The organism is Shewanella indica (assembly GCF_002836975.1).
GTDB lineage: Bacteria > Pseudomonadota > Gammaproteobacteria > Enterobacterales > Shewanellaceae > Shewanella > Shewanella indica.
The window spans coordinates 17,023-38,807 of sequence record NZ_NIJK01000052.1; the positions used below are offsets into that span (position 1 = coordinate 17,023).

Consider the following 21,785-nt stretch of genomic DNA (forward strand, 5'->3'; position numbering starts at 1 on the left):
AAACCTTACTCATCATCTGCTATTGCGATTGAAATACCGCTGTGATTCTTTTGTTTTGCCAGTTGGGCACCCACACGGCGGGCGATATCCCGGTAAATGGCGGCAACTTCACCCTCAGGCGCGGCCACCACAGTCGGCTCACCGTTATCCATATCCTCACGGATATTGATATGCAGAGGTAAGGCACCCAGCAAAGGCACTTGATAACGCTCGGCTATCTTGCTGCCGCCGTGAGTACCGAAAGGATGCTCTTTATGACCACAGGCAGGACACAGATGGAAACTCATATTTTCCACAATACCGACGACGGGGATGTTCACCTTCTGGAACATGGTGATACCTTTCTTGGCATCGGCCAGGGCGATATCCTGAGGCGTTGTGACTATCACAGCGCCGCTGACCGGCACTTTTTGTGACAGGGTAAGTTGGATATCCCCTGTGCCCGGAGGCATGTCAATCATCAGATAATCCAGCTCAGGCCATTGGGTTTCATTGAGCAGTTGCGCCAAAGCGCCGGCGGCCATTGGACCACGCCATACCGCGGCCTGATCATCGGTCAGCATGAAACCGATACTCTGGGCGCTGATACCGTGAGCCGTGGCGGCTGTCATATGCACGCCATCGGGGGATACTGGTCTGAATGTCGGGATCCCCAGCATCAATGGAATGGAGGGGCCATAGATATCGGCATCCAAAATACCCACCCGGGCGCCTTCAGCCGCCAGGGCCAAGGCCAGGTTAACCGCAGTGGTAGACTTACCCACACCACCCTTACCGGAAGCAACGGCAATCACCTGCTTCACGTTAGGAATAGGGGCTATATTGCCAAGGGCCGAGTAGCTGAAAGGCTCAAAGCCAATCTCGCACTCCACCTCGTCGATGGCATCGAGCTTGGACAACTCATTGGTCAGCGCAATCACAGTATCGCGATATTGGGTCTGACAAGGATATGGATACAAGATGGTCAGCAGCAGCCTTTTACCATCCAAATCCAACTTACGAATACAACCGGCATCGACTAAACCCTGGGCCAGGTATGGATCCTGAAACGCATTGAGAATGGCAAGAACCGGACCGAGCAGATCGTCACTGAGACGATAGTCCTGAGAAGCAGAAGACAAAACGCAATCCCCTTTTGATAAATTTCGCCAAGTGTACCAGATAATGATGCGATTATTAGAGTAGAATTAACCCACTCATGTCAGGTTTTGATGAAAAAGCCGGATTAATCGGTTAGTATCTATGCCATTCTTTCAGGGCCTAGATTTAACAGAGAAAAGATGGCAACTACACAACGTAAAATCCTTGTTACCAGCGCGCTTCCATATGCCAACGGTCCCATTCACCTGGGCCACATGCTCGAGTACATACAGACAGATATCTGGTCCCGCTTTCAAAAACTTCGTGGCCATGAGTGTCATTATATCTGTGCCGATGATGCCCACGGTACACCTATCATGCTCAAGGCCCAGCAGATGGGGATCCAACCCGAAGAGATGATCGCCAAGGTCAATCAAGAGCATCAGCAGGATTTTGCCGAGTTCAATATTGCCTTTGACAATTATCACAGCACCCACAGCGAAGAGAACCGCCAGCTGGCCAACGAGATCTACCTCAAACTGCGCGATAACGGCTATATCAAGAGCAAGACTATTTCCCAGCTGTTCGATCCGGAAAAGTCCATGTTCCTGCCGGACAGATTCGTCAAGGGCACCTGCCCCAAGTGTAAGTCTGAAGACCAATACGGCGACAACTGCGACGCCTGTGGCGCCACCTACAGCCCAACCGAGCTGATCAATCCGCGCTCTGCGGTATCCGGTGCCACCCCGGTCATGAAAGAGACAGAGCACTTCTTCTTCGATCTGCCTGCCTTTGAAACCATGCTCAAAGAGTGGACCCATTCAGGGTCATTGCAGAGTGAAATGGCCAACAAGCTGGATGAATGGTTCGAGCAAGGCCTGCAGCAGTGGGATATCACCCGTGATGCGCCTTACTTTGGCTTTGAGATCCCCGATGCGCCGGGCAAATACTTCTACGTTTGGCTCGATGCGCCTGTGGGCTACATGGGTTCATTCAAGAACCTCTGCGACAAGCGCCCGGAGCTGGACTTTGACGAGTTCTGGAATGCCGACTCAAAAGCTGAGGTGTATCACTTCATCGGCAAAGACATAGTCTATTTCCATAGTCTATTCTGGCCGGCCATGCTCAAAGGTGCCGGCTACCGTCAGCCAAGCAGTGTCTATGCCCACGGCTATGTCACGGTCAACGGCGCCAAAATGTCCAAGTCCAAGGGCACCTTTATCAAGGCCCGTACTTACCTGGATCATCTGGATCCTGAATATCTGCGCTACTACTATGCCGCCAAGCTCTCCAGCCGCATTGACGATCTGGACCTGAACCTGGAAGACTTTGCCGCCAGAGTCAACTCGGATCTGGTCGGTAAGCTGGTTAACCTGGCAAGCCGCACCGCCGGCTTTATCGTCAAGCGTTTTGACGCCAAACTGGCCAAAGTGGAAGACAACAGCCTGGCCGAATCCTTCCTGGCCAAACAGGAGCTGATCGCCGAGCTGTATGAAGGTCGCGAATACGGCAAGGCGATGCGTGAAATCATGGCGCTGGCCGATGTCGCCAACGCTTACGTTGCCGATGAAGCTCCTTGGCAATTGGTGAAAAACGAAGAAACCTTGGCCCGCGCCCATCAGGTATGCTCAGTGGCGCTGAATTTGTTCCGTATTCTGGTGACTTATCTTAAGCCGGTACTGCCGCGCTTGGCCGCCGATGTTGAAGCCTTCCTCAAGCTGGAACTCAGCTGGAGCGGCTTGGCAATGGATATGGCCGGTCACCAAATCAACCCATTCAAGCCTATGATGCAACGTATCGAGCTCGATAAGGTGAGCGCCATGGTGGAAGCCTCCAAGGAAAGCCTCAAAGCAACCGAAGACACCCCCAAGGCCAGTGGTCCATTGGCGGATGACCCTATCAGCCCAACCATAGAGTTTGACGACTTTGCCAAGCTGGATCTGCGGATTGCGCTTATCAAGAAGGCCGAGCATGTCCCTGAAGCCAACAAGCTGCTCAAATTACAGCTGGATCTCGGCGGCGAAACCCGTCAGGTATTTGCCGGTATCAAGTCGGCTTATGCGCCGGAAGATCTCGAAGGCAAACTGACAGTAATGGTGGCCAACCTGGCTCCTCGCAAGATGCGCTTCGGCCTGTCTGAGGGCATGGTGCTGGCCGCGGGCCCTGGTGGTAAAGAACTGTGGATCCTTGAGCCCCATGAAGGTGCTCAGCCGGGCATGAGAGTCAAATAAACTCACATCCATAAATCCCCCTAAGGCCACTTCCGTGGCCTTTTTATTGGATCTACCCAGCTAAATTAGCAATTAGAGCTTGATAACTTGATGTCTCTGATGCCTTTGGTTACCCTCTGTGCATAAATAACAGCCCTAAAGGAAGGATCCTATGGCTGAACCCCCCTTCCATATCATGCTGGAGGAAACAGCAAAACTCCCCATCCGCCAAGCGGTATGGAGCGCAATGTCGGATTTGTTTCTCGATACCGATGTCACTCTGCACTACCCCGGCATTATCCGGGTATGTGCTCTTTCTCCTTATTCCCTAAAAGAACTGGAGCATATTCTCTATCGGGAAGTTGCGCCTGTTTGTGGCCCCAATTTATTCGACGTCTGTGGTGAATGGGCGGGCTTTGATGAACAATGGCTCAAGGAGCAAATCTTACTGCGACTCAACAATTCTCCCAGTCTTTGGCAAAGAGTAAAGCTGCACTTGGCGCAACGAATGTTCAATGATTACTTAACACCTCACTGGCAACTGCTATCGACACAGATTCATGGTAGGCGCAATAACACACTCGCTGACAAGCTTTGAAATCATATTGAATCAATTTTATGCAAGCTGTTGCATATATTAATATTTTTTCAAAAAAACACTCAATATCTGGTTTTTTATTTCAACTTTCGTGTTAAGGTTTGCGCCGTCTCTCATGACATAAACCTCCAGCTCAAACAGATAAGTAAGATCCAACAGTGGCCCATACAAATAGCCTTCCAGCCCCTTTGAATATTCTTCTGCCCATGCGTCGTTATCGGTTGAGCTTTCGTCATCAACAGTTGGATATCCTGGGTAAGGTCTCACGTTTTTTGCTGCAATCTTTTACCTTATACGGTGTAACCCAGGAACAGATCCAGCAAGTTACGGCACTGACAAGCTCACAACTGACGCCACTACTCGAACGTTTATGTGCGCTCGGCTGGCTGGAAGATGATCTGCGCCAATTGACCCCACAAGGGAGTCAGATGGCGCTGGCTTGTGAGCTGACCGAGCTGAGCTTTGTGCTGTGGCTTGATGTGATGGATCCGCAACTCAATCCCGTTTGGTGCCACGATGAACAACTATTATTGAAAAATAACCCCTCCGAACCCTGGATGACCTTGAGAGAGTACGAAACAGACTGGAATATTCAGACGGTGCTGCAACAGCAAAGACTGAACCGCCGATTGGCCTCCAGCCTGGAAAATCAAGGGGAGCTAACAGAGCTGATGCAACAGCTTTGTCCGACCAAGTATCACAGGATGCTCCAGGAGCAGCGTACTGCCTGGCAGCCACTGCTTGAGATTATCGGCGATGAAACAGAGCTTCGTTATGCCTGGGTCGAGCTTGATAGCGAAACATCATTAACTTCGGAAAAACGCGGCACACTGCTATTAAAAGCCCCGATACTCGAATATCAAGCTAATTACACTGTGCCGCCCCTGCTCGATTCAACACTGGCAAGTCCCCCTCCCAGTCGACTCCACTTGTGCCAGTTGAGCGGCGCCATTATCAACACCAGCGAGCGAGTTGAAGGCAACGCTAGTTGGCCCAAGAGTGCTGAAAAGCCCATAAGCGAACTGTTGCAGGTCATCGGCACGAAAGATGAGCCCCTTGATACCGGCATTAGTCGTCACATCACGCTGAACCAGAACCTGCGCCCACTGCGACTCGACAAGCCGCAGCTGATGGCGGCACTCAAGGCACAATTTGAAACCTCGTTGGAGCCAAACCAATGAAAACTGTTTCACTGTTTGCCAGTAAGACCCTGGAAATTGGCAGTGCCCGGCAGGCGAGGCTCTACCAGGCTGGCCGAATAGGTTACCAACTGATGCGCGGCGCCAAAGGGGTTAACCCTGTATTGGTGTGGGTCGATGCCGCCATTTCGGTACTTGACTGCCTCAACTCCTATTTTAAGCTGCAGCGTGCCAAAGAAGTCACCGAGCAGTTGCAAGCACAAAAACGTACGTTGCAGCATCAACTCAAAAACCTCAGCAAACAGATGGCACTGGAGCAAACGCTCTGGCAAATGGAGGCCGAGGAGCGCATGACACTGCTGCAACACAGATTACAGCACGACAATCACCTGACGACTCAACTTGTCGCAGAACTACAGAGTCGCCGCCAGAGTCTGGAGCTATTTCTTGGACAGTTGCAGCATCTGAGAAGTACCGCTCGCCGTGAGTGCCCAGAGCTCAGACGACTCAGCAGACTGACCGATGAGTTAATGAAGGCACAACTCTTGTGCTTGGTCAGCGCTTTTGAGTAACACCAAGCTTAGTTAAAGATTTGCGATTCATTATCGTCAACCCTAATTCACCTAAATCAAGGCTATTGAAGTTCAGAGGGCATACACAAATGAAAACTCCCAGCCGAATTGTCACCAAGTCCCCGGCCAAACCACAAAGCAAAACCCCGGAGCTAAGCGGCGCAGAAGTCGTTGCACTAGCCAAAGAGGCGGTCAGTGCTTATCAGAGTTACAACCAACTGGAAACTGCCAGAGCGGAAACTGAAAGAGTAAAAGCCGAAGCGTTAAAAGAGATAGAGCTGTCCGACAACGAATTACGTCAGGCGCAACTCAAACATCAGGAGCGCTGTCAGGAAATCGCCCTCGACAGGCTCAAGGCCGACAATGAACATCAACTCAATGAACTGGCCCATCAACGCTGGCAACAGAATCATCAAAGTCGCGAGCAAACGATTGAGATTTTGCGCCGTAAGGTGAGTTTGGGTGAAGCCAGCGATGAAGAATATCAGCTGCTGCAACTGCTGCATAAATTGCCAAACCTTTAATCCAGGAGTTTATTGAGTGCTGCCAGCCATCATCATAGGCATAGGGGTTACTGTCACAGCAACTGCGACCGCTTGGTTGTTCGATAGAGCCACAGCTAAAGAGCATCAGCGCCACGACGAGTTGCGCGGAGACATAGACGCTCTCAATCGGCGTTATAGCCGCATGGCGGCAGAGCACGACAGGCAGCAAGCTCTACAGTTGAGTCAATCGTTGCAGCAACTCTTCTCCAAAATGGAAGCTCAATATCATGAGCTGCTGAATAAAGTCAGCCTGATAGACGCCGAACTCCAACTGTTACCCGAGCAAATAGCCACAGAGCTCAATGATGAGGGGCTGAGCCCCTATCGGCGCCGGGCGCTGCAGCAAAGTTATTGTCAGGTAGAAGATGCCCGCAGCCGCCTGGTGGCCTACAAAGACTATCTCGACTGGTATCTGGCACAACTCAAAGCCGTGCGGGATACGCTCGACACCGAGCCTTCGGTATCTGAACTCAAAAAACACCTGGATGAGCTTACGCCACCGAGCCCGACCTTACCCGCAGAATGGCTCTATGTCGGGAAAGTGGTGCTGGTAGAGCAAGATGAACTGGATACAGACCTGCCCTTCAACAGCAGGCTGCATCTTGGCAATAACCTGGGCTTGCAGGGCTGGAGCAACGACCTGCAGCGCAAGCTGTTTTTCAGCTATGACGATCCACAAGCCATTCCGCTGCAAATAACTCACCAACGCAGCGGCAAGAATGGCACCCGGTTATTCTATGCCTGTGTCGCCAGAGGTGTCGCCTGGGTAGAGGCGATAATGGCGGCCAGGCCAATGGCATTCGAAATTGAACGCCGGGTAGCCAAAGGTTATCTGGCCCATACTCAAGGCAAGGCCATATCCGCCTTTCTGCCAAGGCAGATGACCCCCAACCCCATGTTGGAACTGCTACCGGGCCAACAGATACAAGCCTGGCCAGAGCTTTACAACCTGACGCTAGACGCCAGCCCTGGCCAGCAGCAATCCCGGGGAAGAATTCAACTCAATATGCTGGACACGGCCGAACTCGGCGGCACAGATGAAGGCTCACTCTATCTTTACCTGCCTTCAGAGCTATTTTCTGAGCAGGAGCTCATGGCGCTGCGGGCGGATGATCCAACGCCCTGGCGCTTGCTCCATTCCGATATGGAACAGCACAGCGGTGACTTGCGACTGGCCCGCCACACTCTGGCGCTGAACTGCCAAATTGATACCAAGCAAGCCTGTTTGCGGGTCAGCGATGTCGAAGACTTTGAAGACAGAGGTCAGGGGTATGAGCTGCCCTTTATGTTGATCCCGGCAGACAGTGCTCTTGAGTCCAGTGTGCTGGCCAATCCGGATGGTATCAGTGCCCTTGTCGCCTTTATCAACCACTTGAGCAGCAGTGAAGCCGACAGCCAGACGCGGATGGCGCAACTGAAAATGCTGTGTCAGTGGCAAAGCGTGCTCGATTATCAGCAGGCGCAGTTGGATATCACCTTAGTGGGACGGGCCGACAAGCTGCAGGAGCAAGAGCAGGACTTACTGCTGCACTTTATCGTCGATGGCAGTCAGCACCAGCTGCTGGCGGATTTCAAAGCCGGGTTCAAAGCGCAGCAAAGCAGTGGTTTTTCGCCTCGTTGCACCCTCGAATACTGGGGCGAAACCGCCGCAGGCGAATTTGTCTGGCTCAATCCCCTTCCCGCCCGGCAACAAAACCGCCTCGAAGTGACTATCGATTCCGGTAGTATGCAGCTGAGGTTGCCGCAAAAATGGGCACAAGAGCTGCAATCCACTCAGGTCGGTTCAACAAAAACATGCCTGCGGCTCAGTCTCAAGCTGTTTGACGATGCGCTTCAGCGACAACAAGCGGCTTTGGATGCATTTCGTAACGATGCCTTGGTCGAGCCCAGGCTAAAGCAGATACTTCTGGCACCGGGCAGCTATACGCCGCAACAGGATCCATTCTGGCAACACAGATTGCGCGCAGATCTTTGCTGGCAAAATACCCAACTGACCGAACGCCAGAAGCAGGTTATCCGCACAGCACTCAGTGAGCAGTATCTTGCTCTGATCCAGGGGCCACCCGGTACCGCCAAGACCACCTGCATAGTGGAGATGCTGCACCAGATTTTCCACCATAGTCCAGAGACCCGGGTATTATTGGTATCGCAGCAACATGCGGCGGTGGACAACGCCCTGGCACGCTTTATTGATTTACACCAAGCCTTGCTGGAGCAGCAAGAGGTACGGCTATTGAGAATTGGGGCTGATGACAAGGTCAGTGGCAAACTCAGCGACTACACCATTAAACAAAAGCTGAATGACTTTGAACAGCGAAGTCGCCGCAGTGCCCTGGCCTGTACAACCGAAGCCGAACCTTTGCCTGAGCTAGCTCACCGTTGGCTTTACGGCGTTTTGGGCACAGAGCAGGAACAACAAAGGCTTGATAAAGAGCTCAACTGGATGTTACTGGCAGATCATAATCTGGTTGGCGCGACTTGCGTTGGACTGGCTTCCAGACGTCAAAGCATAGATCAGCTCAGGTTCGACCTCGTGATCATTGATGAAGCCGGTCGCTCCACGGTACCCGAACTCATGATCCCTCTGCTCAGAGCCCGCAAGGTGATACTGATTGGCGATCATTTCCAACTGCCTCCCAGCGTTGCGCCGCTACTGCAAACAGATGAAGCCAATGACGAATTACCCTTTTTGAACGAATGTTTCCTGGAAACCAGTTTCTTTGAAGGCCTTTATGAACAATTGCCGCCCACAAGCAAAAGCTTTTTGGCTGAACAGTTCAGAATGCCGGAAAAGATAGGCGATCTGGTCGCCGAGCTCTTTTACAGCTCGGACGGTGAGCGACAACTGTTCAACGGCCGACAACTGAATGAACAAGACTTCGTCCTGCCGCACACCTTGATTTGGAAAGATGTCGCCGGTCAACAGCAACAAGAAGGCACCAGTAAGTACAATCGCGAAGAAGCCGAGGCGATAGTCACCTTTATCAAGAATCTGGCAGACAAAAATAATCTCCAGGAAAACACCACTGAGAGCCGGGTGACTCATCAGCCTGCCACGCCTCTGGGCATCGCCGTCATCACCCCCTATGGCGCCCAAAAACGACTGATCCGTGCCCTGATGAGCGAGTTATCATCGCCCGCGGCAAGTGGGGAATATCGCCTGGGTCAGTTCAATATCCGCATCAATACAGTGGACAGCTTTCAAGGCAGCGAAGATGAGATAGTCTGTTATTCCACAGTGCGAACCCGGGGCAACCTGCGCTTTATTCTCGACTGGAAACGACTCAATGTGGCCTGCTCCCGCGCCAAGCAAAGCCTGCTCTTCTTCGGCGATCTCGAGTTTCTGAGTCGCCCTGGCGCCGCCGGGAAATACAGAAACCTGTTTGCCGAAGTGATAGCCAGAATTCCCAAACATTGCCGATTACGAAGAAAACCGGATGCCGACGGCAAAAGCCCAAGACAAGCTACAGGCAAAAAAGCGACACATTCACCCAACAGACCAATGGGAAAACCGTCAAAGAATCGGCCTCCCAATGATAAACAATCAAGGCATAAACGGCACAAACGCGCGCCCAAGACCGAGCAGACGGTTTAATAACTGTCTGTTTTCCTTGGGCTTGGCCCGAAATGGAGTTCGGGCGCCATACTGTTATAAATTCTCAGGTAAGCCATGCTCACTTATCCGGAGTGTGGCTTTCAAGTAGCCGTAAACTTCAACTGCGCCCGAACAATTGCAAAGGCCTGATTATCAAAGCGACGGCAAGCCTTTTGTTCGTATTTTCCCTCCAAGAGCAAACTTAACTCTGACAACTCACCTTGTGAGCGCTCAGATACTTGCTCCATCTATCCTTTCGTCTGCAACAGCTCATTTGGTGTATCCATTTTGTCCCGGTTACAAAAGGTATTCCGGCATTCGATCACATTTTATCAAATGATAACAATTATCACTTGCGATCGTATTTATAGGTCTATAACTTTGTCCCCCACTTAACGCTTATTTGCTCATTCGCTTCATTTGTTAATCAGGACAGATACTCATGCCTAGCTATAAATTTAAGCTCAATGCCCTGCTGCTCGCTATGCTGGCATCACCGGCCTTTGCCGACGATGCTGTCGAGCGCGGAAATCAATCAATCGAAAAAATTGTCGTTTTGGGGGAAAAGACAGAGAAATCATTGAAAGACGTAAGTTCATCTGTATCTGTCATCACCGAGGAGCAGCTTAAGACGCTGCAATACCTGTCGGTGCATGAAGCCATCTCTGAAATACCCAACCTGGTAGTGCTGTCAGGGCAGATGCCCAATATCCGCGGGATTTCCGGTAACGGCGCCGCCACCGGCTTTAGTGGGGTTTCCGGCGGCGCCAAGACCCGGGTATCAACCATAACCGATGGTGTGGCAGAACCTTTTATGGCGGATTTGACCGGCGATACCGGCATGTGGGACATAGAGCAGATTGAAGTGTTCCGTGGTCCCCAATCCACCAGTAATGGCCGCAACAGCATAGGTGGCGCCATGTTTATCAAGACCAAGGATCCGACTTTTGACTGGCAGGGTGCCGCTCGGGTGGGTTACCGCAGTGAGAGCCAATATATAGACTCGGCCGCCGCCATCTCCGGCCCTTTGATTGAGGATGAACTGGCCTTTCGCCTATCGGCGCAGCATACCGATGGTGAAACTTACGCCAACCCGATTATCCATGAAGCTAACCCGCCGGGCTTTGATCTGAATAAGCTCAACACAGACAGAATAAGAGCCAAACTCCTGTGGGAGCCCGCAGCCATTGACGGCCTCAAGGCCATGCTCAGCTATGCCAAAAACCATGAGCGCGGCAACACGGGACGACAATACTTCAGTGGTGACGATCCCTTTAAGTATCAGCCCATCAACCCCAGAAACATGGACACTGAATCAGATACCGGCAGCATCAAGCTGGACTACAGGATCAGTGACAATTTTTCGGTCGACTTCTTGCTGGCCAGAATGAACTACCACTGGGTGATGGATACCTATGACAAGGATCCTGCTACCGAGCAAGTGGTGAGTATGGAGGAGTCCAACACCACGGCTGAAACCAAGCTGCATTTTGGCCTTAACAGCGAGCTTTACAGCGGCTTTATCGGCCTCTACTATTTCAAGCGCGATCAAGACTTCAACAGTAGCGGCGGTACGGTTTATCGCGGCGACGACAATAGTGACTCCAAGGCGGTTTTCGGCGAATTTACCTATAACGTCACCGATGACTTCAGGATCACCGCCGGAGGCCGGGTTGAACGGGAATCCCAACTGCGTAATTTCTGGATGAAGCAGCCGCAAACGCCCATAGAAGATACCCTGGACAACAGTAAGACCATCAAGTTGCCCAAGCTGGTATTGCAGTACGATATCAATGCCGAGACCACAGTCTCCTTAAGCGGTCGCCGTGGCTACAACGCCGCCGGTGCGGCGATAGGCTTCCCGGAAAATGAGTTCTACTTCTACGATGAAGAGTACGTTAACGCCTATGAACTTGGGCTGAGAACCAGCCTGGATGGCGGTAATATCAACCTGAGCGCCAACCTGTTCTACAACGACTACGACGGATATCAGGCCACTGGCTCTGCCAGACGGGTTATCAACATGGACAAGGTGATTACCTATGGTGCCGAGTTTGAAGCCTCAGCCATGGTGACCCGGGATCTGCGCCTGCACGGCGGCCTTGGGCTGTTGAGTTCGGAAATCAAGGAACCGGGAGAAGGTTATGCTTCTGCCAAGGGCAATGAACTGGATTCGGCCCCCTCAATGACCGCCAATCTCGGTGCCCAGTATTGGCTGACAGATCAGCTTACCTTGAGTGTCTCCGCCAACTATGTTGGTGAGTACTATGGTGACTTTGAGAACACGGAGGAACGAGTTGCCGGTGACTATGTGCTGGCACGTATGTCGCTCAATTATGAGACAGACAACTGGATCTTCAACGCCTTCGTCAACAACGCCTTTGATGAGAAAGCCGTGTTGAGTCGCTCTCCGGCTGCCCGTAACTACCCGGATGGCTATGCGGCAATAGTCGATCCCCGTAACTTTGGGGTCTCTGTCACCTACCGGTTTTAGCCTTAGATAAGCCCAAAGGCTCCAAAGGGAGCCTTTTTAATTTTATTGAAGCCCCTTTGACAAAGGGTTACGGTTTCAAAGCCGGTTCATGACTGAGCCGCAAACCACATGAAGTAGGCATAGTTTTACAGCATCTATCCAGAAAACACTTGGCCAGGCTGCAGATACTCCCTGGATGCCGAAGGCCCAAAAAACGATACATCACAGTTATCGAGTTCGGCATTGAGCAAGGCCCAAGCCCCAGGAAGGATCGAATCACAAGGGCAGCAACAATTTTTGAATGGAGTTAGGGGCTAGTTCGTCGGCGGAATAGAATAAGTGCCCACGGCATGAGCCACAACTTCGCTGTGTCCATCTGAAAACACAGACACTTCGGCAATCGCCAATGATTTACCCAGTTTCAGCAACCTACAATCGGCAACTATGTCACACTCGGCGCTGGGTTTACGCAGGAAGTTGATATTCAGGTTGGTAGTTACTGCCAGAGGCACTATGCCTATTTCCGCCAACAAGGCGATATAGATGGCAATATCGGCCAACTCCATCATGACCGGCCCTGAGACAGTACCGCCGGGGCGCAGGTGCACCTGAGTTATCGGCTTACGCACTCTGGCCGACTTATCTCCCAGATGTTCAATCACAATACCGCTCTGTGGCAGCTCGCGTTCGATAAAAGCTTGCAGCTCAGCGATAGTCACCATCTAAACCTCCTTGATTATTTGGTCAATCTTGCGGTATCAATGGGCCATGGGTATCACTTGAGCATTAACAGCCTCTGGTTTAGCCATGTTTGCCCTTCTACTCCTGTTTGGTTCTGGGCTTTGATACCGCTTTTAATTGTTGCCGCCGTTTAAGCTCCCGCCCCTGAAGGGTAAATATCAACCAGACTAACAGCAAAGGCAGCATTGGAACTATCCCCCAAAGCAAACCCATTGAGCTTGCTACCATGGTGTATTTAAGCTGATATAGCGGCACCAACACCCAAAGGGGATAGCTGTAGAACAATCCTCGCACCAGACGCATAGACAAACTGCGACGCAGCTCGGCGCAGGGAAGCGAGGCAAACATCAAGGCAAACCAGCCCCAAACGCCCGTCAACAGCGCAAAACCCAGCACAAACTGGATCAATAGTTCCGGCATTCCCTCTCCCTGAGTATAAGCTTCCAACCCTTTTACCCGATTTACAGCGCTGACCGGAGATCGCCTGTCAGCCAGGAGTGGTCATCGCAGAAACAAAGGTCAAGCACCCACGGCCAACTCGCTCACTTTCAGCTTAATCACTGCCAGAATCACACCCCGGATCCGCAGCGGCGGTTTCCGCTGCACTATGGCCGGCACTGGCCTCATGCAGGCTAGCGACCGTAAAATCCTGTGGCCGGCCAAAGATAACCTCCGCAGCTTCCCTTCTCAGTTGACCATAGTCCGGCTCACTGGAACCTTGAGTTATGGAAGTTTGCATCGAAATGCGGGAAAATTCGGCCGGTGAGCAGTACATGGCATAGGCATAATATTCGTTGGTCGAAATACCGCCATGACTATCACAGGCTCTGGGAGGACGCCTGAGCTTTTGTCTGATTAAGGCCCTTTCCAGCTGATTTCTGGAGTAATATCTCTTCTTGCCATAATGCTTTAGCAAATCCCTGGATAGCCTACGGGCATATTGCTTTATTTTTTGTTTTCGAAACAGATGGGCAAACATAAGAACTCACTCTGCTTGGCTCGCTTCTCCAATATGCCGCTTTGTGCTCAAAGCCTGATTGGATCCCACTTGCCGAGCAGCACCAAAAAACAGATATGGCGCGGCAAATAAGTTAATGATCAGGCTATAAAACAACAGCAACGCCACACCCAAACCTGTCATGATGGTTTCGGCGCCGCCTGAGCCTTGTCCCAGAATCCGCAACAAACCGTAAATAAAGATAAGCCCGGCGGCCAACCAGCATACGTTCATGGCGCTCCGTCTTGTCGCCGATAAAACCAGCTTGCCGAGCGTATCAGACCAGGCAGTAAACTATGACCACAGCCCGGTTCAATTTCTCATCCTGGTTTCGCGGCTAGGCTTCCAGAGCCAACTGCAGCAAGAAGTCCAGTTGCACTCTGGCATCGCCTCTTTGAGTCTTATCAATAGCTGGTTCACCCCCGAGACGCAGTGCCGGGGTGTAAAAGTAGATCTGGTTTGGCTGCAGCCTGCCTTGCTGGTCGCTGACTTGTTGAAGTTCCCTCTTCCTGAAGAAGCTGGTTTGCACTTCATCGTCACAACACCAGTCGTTGAAGAAGTCTTCCATGTTCCAGGTGAGCACATCTGTCTGTGAAGTGTGGGGATCGATAAAAGCGATATCTTCATCCCCTTCATCGCTCAGGAGCCGATAATAAAAAATGTCGCCAAAACAGCTGATAGCGAACGGGATGCGACTCATGTCTTCATCCAACATCAGCCAGCCCCAGAGATTGTCCAGGTATTCATCCGGATCAATAAGTTGGATTAAACCATCACCATAGTGGCCAAAGCCATGTTGTTGCCACAGTTCCAATAAGCACTCGGGCAAATGCTCCTGATATTTGGCAAGAGTTGGCGCCGATACTGATTTGATATCTGCGCCGGGTGGCAGATGGTCGATAAAAGATTGCAGAAGCATTGAGGTAAAATTCCTTTTTCCTATCAGAATAACTGTCACAAAACCTTGGGTTTTCCGTGACCTTGATTTGAAAGCCTTAAGGCACCTAGGTATAGATATAAGACCTGGATAAGGCCGGCTTCGATTATGCGGCCTTTGATAGCATGATTGCAATCCCGAGAGACGCACCGGCTTATACACAGAGCCCAAAAATCGCTGCGACAGTATCAGTATTTTTCCGGAAACATCTTCCGATAACAAAGCCCTCCACCATAAGTCAGGCTGTCACCACCGAATTCATCCATCACAGTAAGCGGCTGCCCCGCCACTTCAATAACGGCTTAGAGGTAATCACCCTCGGTTTGCTTAAATACTGCTTGCACGGCTTTCCTTATAAAATTTTTTTTGAAGCTGTACCTCCGTTGGTCACTGCTCAGCTTCTTTAGCCGCCAGCCATTCACATTCCGCGGTATTAGCCAACTCCCCCAGTTGACGACGCTGATCCCGCCCTTGCAAACCGCAGCGAGTCCCCTTGCGAATAGGTACTGCATATTGAATATCACGGGCTTGTTGTTTAAGAAAGGCATTGCCGGAGCGGCGATACTCTGCCACTTCCCGCTCATTGAGCTGGACCATAAAGCGGTTGTTATGTTGGCAAAGCACGTCCAGATATAGCTGCCCTTCATGCTCCAACAAATACCATTGCCCTTGAGCCATCGCCAGTACTCTCATACTCAGCTCCCGATTATGCCGCTTTTGCCGAAAGAGGCACAAAATTACAGCAGCGTAAGCCACTCTGAGGTATCTGCCAGAATAAACTCATAGCGTTTGCCATCATTGAGAATGATCCGCAGCGCATCTGCCGATATAGGAAAAATACCGCCGCCAGTAGCCAGACACTTTTCTACCGCGCAGATATCATCTCGCTTGAGAGTGTAGGGCCCCAGCCCCAGTTGCTGATTGAAAGGCACAAACTTGAGTTCATTGCCGGTCAAAGAAATCTTGCCATCGGCTTTGGCCACTCCGTTCTGCACTGTAGTCATTGACGATTTGATCAGTTCTGCTGCCATCCTTGCTTCCTCTTGGGTGATGCCTTGCTTCCTTAAGGCCTTGTTGGCATAAGCCATCAATAATGTTCAAACTACCCCAATAAATGGGATTTGTCATCCCGATGAACAGGCACTGCTGCACTGCAGGGCTCAGGCGATAGCCTCTGGCAGGATGATCTCCGGCGCGCCAAAACTGTGAAGATAGCCATCAATAATGGCCAGCGCGTCTTCATCCGAGCAGAGATAAACGGGCAAACCATGCCGCTCTGCCAATTGCTTTGCACGCCGTTTTTGGCTGAGGCCATGGGATTGGTCTCGGCTCTGCGAATGAACCACATGGGGCACAAATAAAAGGTCGGCCAAGCCCAGCGCCTTCAGGTTTTCAAGGCCCACTGTATTGCTGTCACCACAAAGCGCCGCGGTTTCTATGTTGGCAGTCAGCAGCATGGCGCCGGCACTGACACCAACCAAGAGATGTCCGGATGCAGCATAACTCTTGAGTTTCTGCTGTTGATTGCGACTATGCAAGCCATGTAAAAAACGGTAAGTATCCCCGCCCGAGAGATGCACTAAAGGCTTATCCAGTAACCTCTGCATCACAGTGTTGTTAAAACCCTGTTCAAAATCCAGGTAGGTGTTGAGACCTATGCCAAGGCCTTGATAAAACGCCTGTGTTGGCCGGTAGAAATCCCCCTCGGGATCAGGCTCTGAACCTATGTAACCACCCGCTTGCCCTTTAAGCCCCAGAGCCTCAATAACAAACGCAAGCGCCTCACGGCCTCTTGCGCTTTGGTGATTACTGAGCAGCAGTAGATTCATACTTTTTCACTCCTTGAAAGTCGGCAACTTCTTACAACACCCTGAGTTTCCCGCTCACAGCCTCAACGGCCATTCGCGCCGTGATTGATAAAGTTCTTCAGCCCAAGACATCAGCGCAGGGAGTCAAAAGCAGCCAGCAGTGCTTCATCTTCTCTTTCTAACAGGCACTCGCCAATCTCATCTATGGGTAACGTAGCGCTGAGGGACAACAGCTTAAGGGATTCAATATGCTCAAGAGTCAGTTCATGCTCGGTAAGCAGGAACGACCAATCGAAACTGTCGACAAGCGCCTGCTCGACACCATCGGCATACAGCTGGTTAAACCTTTTTGGGTTGTGACCGAAGATCAATGCCGCCAAGCAAGCATATTCGCCGAATTCACTGTCATCATCAAAGCAGTAATCCAACGCTATGCCCCGACTTAGCAAGGCAGCCAAAGCCTGTTCACCGGCTCCATTCAAATGGTATTCATTGTAAAACAAACAGGCCGCCGCCGTAGCCAGTGCCTCATGGGAGAAGGCGTATCTGGGCAGTAGAAAATTAAAAATGGCGTAAGCGTCAGACTCTCCTGCAAAGACCAATTCCAACAACCGGTTATGGTCCAGGCGGCCACCCACTGAAATAAACGCGCTAATAAAACCGAGATAAACATCGTGACACAGCCGGTAAAGATGTTCAGGGTCGTCTTCGACCAAGCTGCCATCCGGGCCGTTGACTTTGATGATGTCAAATAGCGGCGTAAACTGCTTCGGCTCGGAATAATACGTCACACGGCAATACATAAGGTAATAGATTTGATAGTCCTTGATAACGGCGTTCGCCCTGAGATAAGAGATGATCTCAAGCCCGGCCGGGTCTTTCTCTATCCTGAACATATATTGGGACCAGGCTTTCGGCATATGCTGGCGCAAATAGTCCAGATTGCCTTCTTCAATATGTTGTTTTATCTCATTTAATCCACGAAACACGGCATTTCTCTCATAACAGGTGTAAATCTTCTCCGGGAAATCCCGGGCCAGGTAGGTAAAAGACCTGAGTTAGGGCTGACTCAGTTTTTGCTCAAGCGCCCGGTTCTGAGCCATAATCTCTTCGAGAAAAACCGAACCATGCAGCCTGGCCAATTGCAGCGCCTTGATAGAAGCCGCCATTGCCTTATCGAGCTGTTGGTTAAGCGTATAGGCCGTTGCCAAGCTGTCCCAAAGGATTTCCGAGCGAGCGAATTTCTCTACTCCTTGCTCCAATATGGCAACGCCCCAGGCAGTTTGGCCCTCATAGGCGGCCTTTAGGCCGTATACATTGAATTGATGTGCCGACAACGGAAAGATATAGCCATACTCGGCAGTTTTTCCCCTGTAGAACGCCTGCAGTTGTTGCAGCGACATCACATCAACTTCCGGTACCGCGTTCCAGCCACTGAAGATGGCTTTAAGCCCCTCGACATTGCCAATCAAGGGGGTGCTTGCTGTCGTGGGTTTCTCGGGCAAAACGGGCATTGAAAACCTGTAGCTTTGACGGCTGTTTGGTTTCCAGTTTTTGCAGCATGGCGTCAAAGGCCTGCGCCATCTCGCCTGGCTCACTCGCCATACTGAGAAACCAGCGCATGGGCGCTTTGCGCTCGCGAGCCTGGTATTTGTCATAATCTGTAATCAAGGCGCCATCGTCCCACCAGAGGCTGGGACTAATGGCTATCGCGGCATTGAAGGAAGACGCCGGACCGAGCGCCTGATAACTGCTGTAAAGCCCGGCCAAAGAGTGGCCAAATATCGTCCGGTAAGGCGCAAGACGGTAACGTTCACTCAATGCAGGCAGCAGTTCCTCTGCGATAAAACGGTTATAAACATCAGCCTTTCCCGCCCTTGCGGCGAAATCTTCCGGCTCTGTGGGAGTAAAGTACTTGAGTCTGTCGCGGGTGCTTATGCCCACCACTATCATTTCCGGCACTATGGCGTATGTGCTCAAAAAGCCGACGCTGGATGCCACATGATGAAACTGGGTCGAACCATCAAGTACCAACAGCAAGGGGTAGTGAAAACTGTCTGAATGTCGATAACTCTCGGGCAAAGCAATCTGAACTGTCACGGCTTCATCGATAAGCCCGGCCGCAAGTGTAAAACGCTGCTGTTCGGCCAATACAGTCAGAGGCAGCAAGGCACAAAGCAAAAATACAAATCTCATGGAAATCCTTGTCAGTAAAACGTCTTTAACGGGCTTTCAAAGGTCGGCCGGCGCGGGATGAAAGGCTGTCGGTCAATAGCTGATGACCGCAGGCATCCGTCGTTGCCAAAAGTCTGTATTCACCTTCCCGGCGTCCTCTTTACCTGGATTTAAAAGCGCCGGGTTACAAACGGCCTTTGAGCGGGTGCTGAGTTTGCCAACCGCTGGCTCCGCGGCTACTGACAAAATACACCAGCAGATCAGCGGCGCTGCGATGGCTGACCCAATGAATCAGTGACGTGGCCATTGAGCGGCTCGCCACCTGATACCAGAGACTATCCTGATTGTGCGTAGCGCCGCGGCTGTCGACTCGATAAACCAATAGATCGGCGGCCGCGCGGGAGCTGACTTCATATACCAGCACCTTGGCCGCTCCCCGAACCTGAACCTCATAAATAAGTGCCATAAAACCTCCCTGTAGTAGCTTGGCTATTTGTAATGTGGATGTTAACTCCCGAGATAATCAGCAAACTCAAGATCCAATTACAATATTTTTCGGTATTACAATGACGACAGGTATAAACATCCTTCCTCTCAGACTCAAAGCCAGAGACTGGATTAGGAGTTCAACACTATGACCATGCAGTTTCGTTGGATAACTTAATCACCTTGATTGCACAGGCGTCACATTTCTTGTTTCTTATCATCCATGCCCAAAATAATCATTTACCCAAAATCGAGTGAGTTTGTGCATGATGCATTCATATTCAGTCGTCACTCGTAGTTGTGCTGCTTATGAGTTAAAACCAAATAGCGGCATATAGTCATTATTGTCTCCTGGGTTGACCTCTAAGCGCAGCACCTTGTAACACATGGCAAACAAAGACTCTCCCAACCAACGGGGATCAAAAGCCTCGAGGGCCCTGAGCATGCCTGCAGGGCCGGCATCGCCCTTGAGCTCTATAGGGGTGAACACGTCAATAAAACTGGCCACCAAACCATAGAGATCCCGTTCGGCATCCCCTTCCAGGGCCCAGAGATCCGGGTCGGCATATTGAGCAGCATAGTGTCTGGCCGCTATGTCCTGACCCAGGCCAAAGTTCAAAAGCACGGCGCTGTCGCCATTACAGATAATATTCTTCGGGCAGATGGCTCGATGGAAGATATCCAATCTGTGGAGATACTGCAGCGCCGTCAGCAACTGCCGAAACCAGCCTATCACCTGTTGCGGCGATTGGATCTCGGTGCAATCCAAAGCAACGCCCCGCTCCCAGGCCCTGGCAATGAAGACCCGGTCGCTGCCGCCAAGTTCGCCAAAGGCCAATACCCGCTCCACATTGGGGTGATAGATGCGGCTCAGGCTGCGGTATTGATGACATACACGCCCCACTCGCCGACCACCAGAACATCCACCTCCATCGCTTGCCCGGACTGAGTCGGGATCTCAATATTGGTCAGCAGCAGATAATCTTTGGGTAACTCATCACCCAGCAGTTCAAAGGCCCAGCGCTCGGCGTCGTTGACCGGGGTTCCAAAACTGATGTGTTTGGCCATATCACTCTCCCTGAGATTGGCAATCAGTGGGGGCAGAATAAAAAGCTAGAGAATAAAAAACCACCCAAATTTGGGTGGCTTAGGAAAATTCACTTATCTTCAGTGGTGGCAGTGCTCATCACACTCATGGTCATCATCGGCAAACTCGTCATCGCCGTCCTGATGCTGCATCACACCCCAGCCATCTGTCATACCATCAAACTCGGCGGCAAAACTGTTCAGTTCGGTTTCGCGCGCCACCAATGCCTGATACTCGGGCACCATATTGATGCAGACAATCAGCTCCCACTTTTCTATCTCTTCGTTGAACTGCAGCTCAACTTCGCCTGCCTGCTCGGATTGGCTCAAATCTTCCAATGCCGATTCAGCGTCGCGCTGATCATCAAACACCAGGAAAAAGTCCACATCCAAAGGCTTGCTCAGGTCGATACCCGACTCCTGCATTGCCTGCAGCATCTTGCCGTTGTCATCATCTGGAAATTGCATTTTGTTCCCCTTGCGCTTATTGTGCCGCCACTATTTTAACCGTTTCGCCGTTGAAGCTGACCAGATCGCCCGGCAGCAATTTCTTGCGCTTGCGGGTTTCAACTTCGTTATTGACCAGCACCAGCCCTTCGGCAATCACATGCTTGGCCTCGGCGCCGGCACTGGTCATGCCTTCTGCCTTCAGCACCTTATAAAGCTCAATATACTCATCGCCGCTATTGAGGGTGAATTCGCTCATTTTCTGTGTCACTGTGACCTTGCCTTGCTGGAATTGACTCGATTTGGGGCGGATTATAGCAGCAAGCATCCGCTTGGGGGAGAGAAGTCAACGACGCTCATCACTGAGCAGGCCATAAGCTCTGTCATCCACCCAAAGACCGCCGATACGGAAGTTGTGCCGCAATATTCCCTCAAGCTCGAAGCCGCACTTCTCCATGACCTTGGCCGAAGCCAGATTATCATTGGCGCAGTGACCGATGAACTTATGAATATTGAAGCTCAAACAGCCCCAATCTATTACCCCGCGCAGCGACTCAGTGGCATAGCCCTTCCCCTGCATATCTGGATGCAACAGGTAACCCACCTCGGCCTGCGCCAGCTCAGGATCGACGCAATAAAAGCCGGTCAAGCCGACAAAGCTATCACTGCCCAGTTCTTCAATCACCAGCGTCAGCCAGTCGCCGGACTCGTAATGCCAAGGCTGGCTGCGCTGCTCAAACTTGGCTTTGAGCAGTGGTTCGGGTTCGGGATCTCTAACAAAGCGGCCCATCTCAGGATCGCAATGCAGTGCCAGAAACGCCGGCCAATCTTGCTCCTTCAGAGTCCTGAGCCTGAGTCTATCGGTATAGATTTCTATCACTTGCTTAAACTCTTAC

General features: G+C 51.4%; 25 protein-coding genes. 7 read left to right on the forward strand and 18 right to left on the reverse strand.

Going from position 1 to position 21,785, the window contains the following annotated elements:
* Positions 1–5: 5 nt before the first annotated feature.
* Complete coding sequence (gene apbC / locus CX650_RS18130) at positions 6–1,121, reverse strand: iron-sulfur cluster carrier protein ApbC (RefSeq protein ID WP_101096634.1); 1,116 nt, start codon at positions 1,119–1,121, stop codon at positions 6–8.
* A gap of 159 nt (positions 1,122–1,280) precedes the next feature.
* Between apbC and metG the strand changes: the two genes are divergently transcribed.
* The 7 genes from metG (at position 1,281) to CX650_RS18165 (ending at position 12,233) form a co-directional block, all read left to right on the forward strand.
* Positions 1,281–3,311 carry a methionine--tRNA ligase gene (metG, locus tag CX650_RS18135; protein WP_039033962.1) on the forward strand — a complete coding sequence of 677 codons (2,031 nt, stop codon included), beginning with the start codon at positions 1,281–1,283 and terminating at the stop codon, positions 3,309–3,311.
* 151 nt (positions 3,312–3,462) lie between these two features.
* Positions 3,463–3,888 carry a DUF7079 family protein gene (locus CX650_RS18140; protein WP_101096635.1) on the forward strand — a complete coding sequence of 142 codons (426 nt, stop codon included), beginning with the start codon at positions 3,463–3,465 and terminating at the stop codon, positions 3,886–3,888.
* Positions 3,889–4,046: 158 nt separating this feature from the next.
* Positions 4,047–5,069 carry a non-structural maintenance of chromosomes element 1 family protein gene (locus tag CX650_RS18145; RefSeq protein ID WP_157823078.1) on the forward strand — a complete coding sequence of 341 codons (1,023 nt, stop codon included), beginning with the start codon at positions 4,047–4,049 and terminating at the stop codon, positions 5,067–5,069.
* Entirely contained in the window at positions 5,066–5,599 is a 534-nt protein-coding gene (locus tag CX650_RS18150; RefSeq protein WP_025010489.1) for a hypothetical protein, read from the forward strand. Before CX650_RS18145 ends, CX650_RS18150 begins: the two co-directional genes overlap by 4 nt.
* 89 nt (positions 5,600–5,688) lie before the next feature.
* Positions 5,689–6,123 carry a hypothetical protein gene (locus CX650_RS18155; RefSeq protein ID WP_101096637.1) on the forward strand — a complete coding sequence of 145 codons (435 nt, stop codon included), beginning with the start codon at positions 5,689–5,691 and terminating at the stop codon, positions 6,121–6,123.
* A 16-nt stretch (positions 6,124–6,139) separates the two neighbouring features.
* Complete coding sequence (locus tag CX650_RS18160) at positions 6,140–9,739, forward strand: DEAD/DEAH box helicase (RefSeq protein ID WP_101096638.1); 3,600 nt, start codon at positions 6,140–6,142, stop codon at positions 9,737–9,739.
* Positions 9,740–10,181: 442 nt separating this feature from the next.
* Positions 10,182–12,233: a TonB-dependent receptor gene (locus CX650_RS18165; protein WP_101096639.1), complete on the forward strand. Its 2,052-nt coding sequence runs from the start codon at positions 10,182–10,184 to the stop codon at positions 12,231–12,233.
* A gap of 293 nt (positions 12,234–12,526) precedes the next feature.
* Here CX650_RS18165 and CX650_RS18170 read toward each other — a convergent pair whose 3' ends face one another.
* The 17 genes from CX650_RS18170 to CX650_RS18245 form a co-directional block, all read right to left on the reverse strand.
* Entirely contained in the window at positions 12,527–12,934 is a 408-nt protein-coding gene (locus tag CX650_RS18170) for a PaaI family thioesterase (protein ID WP_101096640.1), read from the reverse strand.
* A 97-nt stretch (positions 12,935–13,031) separates the two neighbouring features.
* Positions 13,032–13,373, reverse strand: coding sequence for a hypothetical protein (locus CX650_RS18175; RefSeq protein WP_101096641.1), 342 nt, complete (start codon positions 13,371–13,373; stop codon positions 13,032–13,034).
* A 133-nt stretch (positions 13,374–13,506) separates the two neighbouring features.
* On the reverse strand, positions 13,507–13,932 hold the full coding sequence (locus CX650_RS20605) for a DUF6559 family protein (protein WP_039033955.1): 426 nt from the start codon (positions 13,930–13,932) through the stop codon (positions 13,507–13,509).
* 6 nt (positions 13,933–13,938) lie between these two features.
* Positions 13,939–14,184, reverse strand: coding sequence for a hypothetical protein (locus CX650_RS18185; protein WP_101096642.1), 246 nt, complete (start codon positions 14,182–14,184; stop codon positions 13,939–13,941).
* A gap of 103 nt (positions 14,185–14,287) precedes the next feature.
* On the reverse strand, positions 14,288–14,869 hold the full coding sequence (locus tag CX650_RS18190; protein WP_101096643.1) for a GAD-like domain-containing protein: 582 nt from the start codon (positions 14,867–14,869) through the stop codon (positions 14,288–14,290).
* 405 nt (positions 14,870–15,274) lie between these two features.
* The gene (locus tag CX650_RS18195) at positions 15,275–15,580 is read right to left on the reverse strand and encodes a hypothetical protein (protein ID WP_101096644.1); all 306 of its coding nucleotides are present in this window, start codon (positions 15,578–15,580) and stop codon (positions 15,275–15,277) included.
* A 44-nt stretch (positions 15,581–15,624) separates the two neighbouring features.
* Positions 15,625–15,918 carry a hypothetical protein gene (locus tag CX650_RS18200; RefSeq protein ID WP_039034013.1) on the reverse strand — a complete coding sequence of 98 codons (294 nt, stop codon included), beginning with the start codon at positions 15,916–15,918 and terminating at the stop codon, positions 15,625–15,627.
* Positions 15,919–16,047: 129 nt separating this feature from the next.
* On the reverse strand, positions 16,048–16,716 hold the full coding sequence (locus CX650_RS18205; RefSeq protein WP_071476234.1) for a Type 1 glutamine amidotransferase-like domain-containing protein: 669 nt from the start codon (positions 16,714–16,716) through the stop codon (positions 16,048–16,050).
* Between the two features lie 110 nt (positions 16,717–16,826).
* On the reverse strand, positions 16,827–17,684 hold the full coding sequence (locus CX650_RS18210; RefSeq protein ID WP_101096645.1) for a hypothetical protein: 858 nt from the start codon (positions 17,682–17,684) through the stop codon (positions 16,827–16,829).
* A gap of 69 nt (positions 17,685–17,753) precedes the next feature.
* Complete coding sequence (locus CX650_RS20490; protein WP_229799966.1) at positions 17,754–18,167, reverse strand: hypothetical protein; 414 nt, start codon at positions 18,165–18,167, stop codon at positions 17,754–17,756.
* Positions 18,142–18,891: an alpha/beta hydrolase gene (locus CX650_RS18215; protein ID WP_229799964.1), complete on the reverse strand. Its 750-nt coding sequence runs from the start codon at positions 18,889–18,891 to the stop codon at positions 18,142–18,144. The genes CX650_RS20490 and CX650_RS18215 overlap by 26 nt, the downstream gene beginning before the upstream one ends.
* A 163-nt stretch (positions 18,892–19,054) precedes the next feature.
* Positions 19,055–19,336, reverse strand: coding sequence for a 7(1) septoil knot domain-containing protein (locus tag CX650_RS18220; protein WP_039033949.1), 282 nt, complete (start codon positions 19,334–19,336; stop codon positions 19,055–19,057).
* A 327-nt stretch (positions 19,337–19,663) separates the two neighbouring features.
* On the reverse strand, positions 19,664–20,260 hold the full coding sequence (locus tag CX650_RS18225; RefSeq protein WP_157823080.1) for a serine/threonine-protein kinase: 597 nt from the start codon (positions 20,258–20,260) through the stop codon (positions 19,664–19,666).
* A complete protein-coding gene (locus CX650_RS18230; protein WP_101096647.1) occupies positions 20,227–20,424 on the reverse strand; it encodes a nuclease-related domain-containing protein in 198 nt (65 codons plus the stop codon). Before CX650_RS18230 ends, CX650_RS18225 begins: the two co-directional genes overlap by 34 nt.
* 99 nt (positions 20,425–20,523) lie before the next feature.
* A complete protein-coding gene (locus CX650_RS18235) occupies positions 20,524–20,910 on the reverse strand; it encodes a ribonuclease E inhibitor RraB (RefSeq protein ID WP_025011246.1) in 387 nt (128 codons plus the stop codon).
* A gap of 16 nt (positions 20,911–20,926) precedes the next feature.
* A complete protein-coding gene (locus CX650_RS18240) occupies positions 20,927–21,148 on the reverse strand; it encodes an RNA-binding S4 domain-containing protein (RefSeq protein ID WP_037475159.1) in 222 nt (73 codons plus the stop codon).
* 87 nt (positions 21,149–21,235) lie between these two features.
* Entirely contained in the window at positions 21,236–21,769 is a 534-nt protein-coding gene (locus tag CX650_RS18245; protein ID WP_101096648.1) for a GNAT family N-acetyltransferase, read from the reverse strand.
* Positions 21,770–21,785: the final 16 nt, after the last annotated feature.

Excerpts from the sequence above, each read along its gene's own strand:
- metG (WP_039033962.1), top strand. The coding sequence starts at position 1,281 with ATGGCAACTACACAACGTAAAATCCTTGTTACCAGCGCGCTTCCATAT.
- CX650_RS18140 (WP_101096635.1), top strand. The coding sequence starts at position 3,463 with ATGGCTGAACCCCCCTTCCATATCATGCTGGAGGAAACAGCAAAACTC.
- CX650_RS18150 (WP_025010489.1), top strand. The coding sequence starts at position 5,066 with ATGAAAACTGTTTCACTGTTTGCCAGTAAGACCCTGGAAATTGGCAGT.
- CX650_RS18155 (WP_101096637.1), top strand. The coding sequence starts at position 5,689 with ATGAAAACTCCCAGCCGAATTGTCACCAAGTCCCCGGCCAAACCACAA.
- CX650_RS18165 (WP_101096639.1), top strand. The coding sequence starts at position 10,182 with ATGCCTAGCTATAAATTTAAGCTCAATGCCCTGCTGCTCGCTATGCTG.
- CX650_RS18170 (WP_101096640.1), bottom strand. The coding sequence starts at position 12,934 with ATGGTGACTATCGCTGAGCTGCAAGCTTTTATCGAACGCGAGCTGCCA.
- CX650_RS18175 (WP_101096641.1), bottom strand. The coding sequence starts at position 13,373 with ATGCCGGAACTATTGATCCAGTTTGTGCTGGGTTTTGCGCTGTTGACG.
- CX650_RS20605 (WP_039033955.1), bottom strand. The coding sequence starts at position 13,932 with ATGTTTGCCCATCTGTTTCGAAAACAAAAAATAAAGCAATATGCCCGT.
- CX650_RS18185 (WP_101096642.1), bottom strand. The coding sequence starts at position 14,184 with ATGAACGTATGCTGGTTGGCCGCCGGGCTTATCTTTATTTACGGTTTG.
- CX650_RS18190 (WP_101096643.1), bottom strand. The coding sequence starts at position 14,869 with ATGCTTCTGCAATCTTTTATCGACCATCTGCCACCCGGCGCAGATATC.
- CX650_RS18195 (WP_101096644.1), bottom strand. The coding sequence starts at position 15,580 with ATGAGAGTACTGGCGATGGCTCAAGGGCAATGGTATTTGTTGGAGCAT.
- CX650_RS18200 (WP_039034013.1), bottom strand. The coding sequence starts at position 15,918 with ATGGCAGCAGAACTGATCAAATCGTCAATGACTACAGTGCAGAACGGA.
- CX650_RS18205 (WP_071476234.1), bottom strand. The coding sequence starts at position 16,716 with ATGAATCTACTGCTGCTCAGTAATCACCAAAGCGCAAGAGGCCGTGAG.
- CX650_RS18215 (WP_229799964.1), bottom strand. The coding sequence starts at position 18,891 with ATGAGATTTGTATTTTTGCTTTGTGCCTTGCTGCCTCTGACTGTATTG.
- CX650_RS18220 (WP_039033949.1), bottom strand. The coding sequence starts at position 19,336 with ATGGCACTTATTTATGAGGTTCAGGTTCGGGGAGCGGCCAAGGTGCTG.
- CX650_RS18230 (WP_101096647.1), bottom strand. The coding sequence starts at position 20,424 with ATGGCCAAACACATCAGTTTTGGAACCCCGGTCAACGACGCCGAGCGC.
- CX650_RS18235 (WP_025011246.1), bottom strand. The coding sequence starts at position 20,910 with ATGCAATTTCCAGATGATGACAACGGCAAGATGCTGCAGGCAATGCAG.
- CX650_RS18240 (WP_037475159.1), bottom strand. The coding sequence starts at position 21,148 with ATGAGCGAATTCACCCTCAATAGCGGCGATGAGTATATTGAGCTTTAT.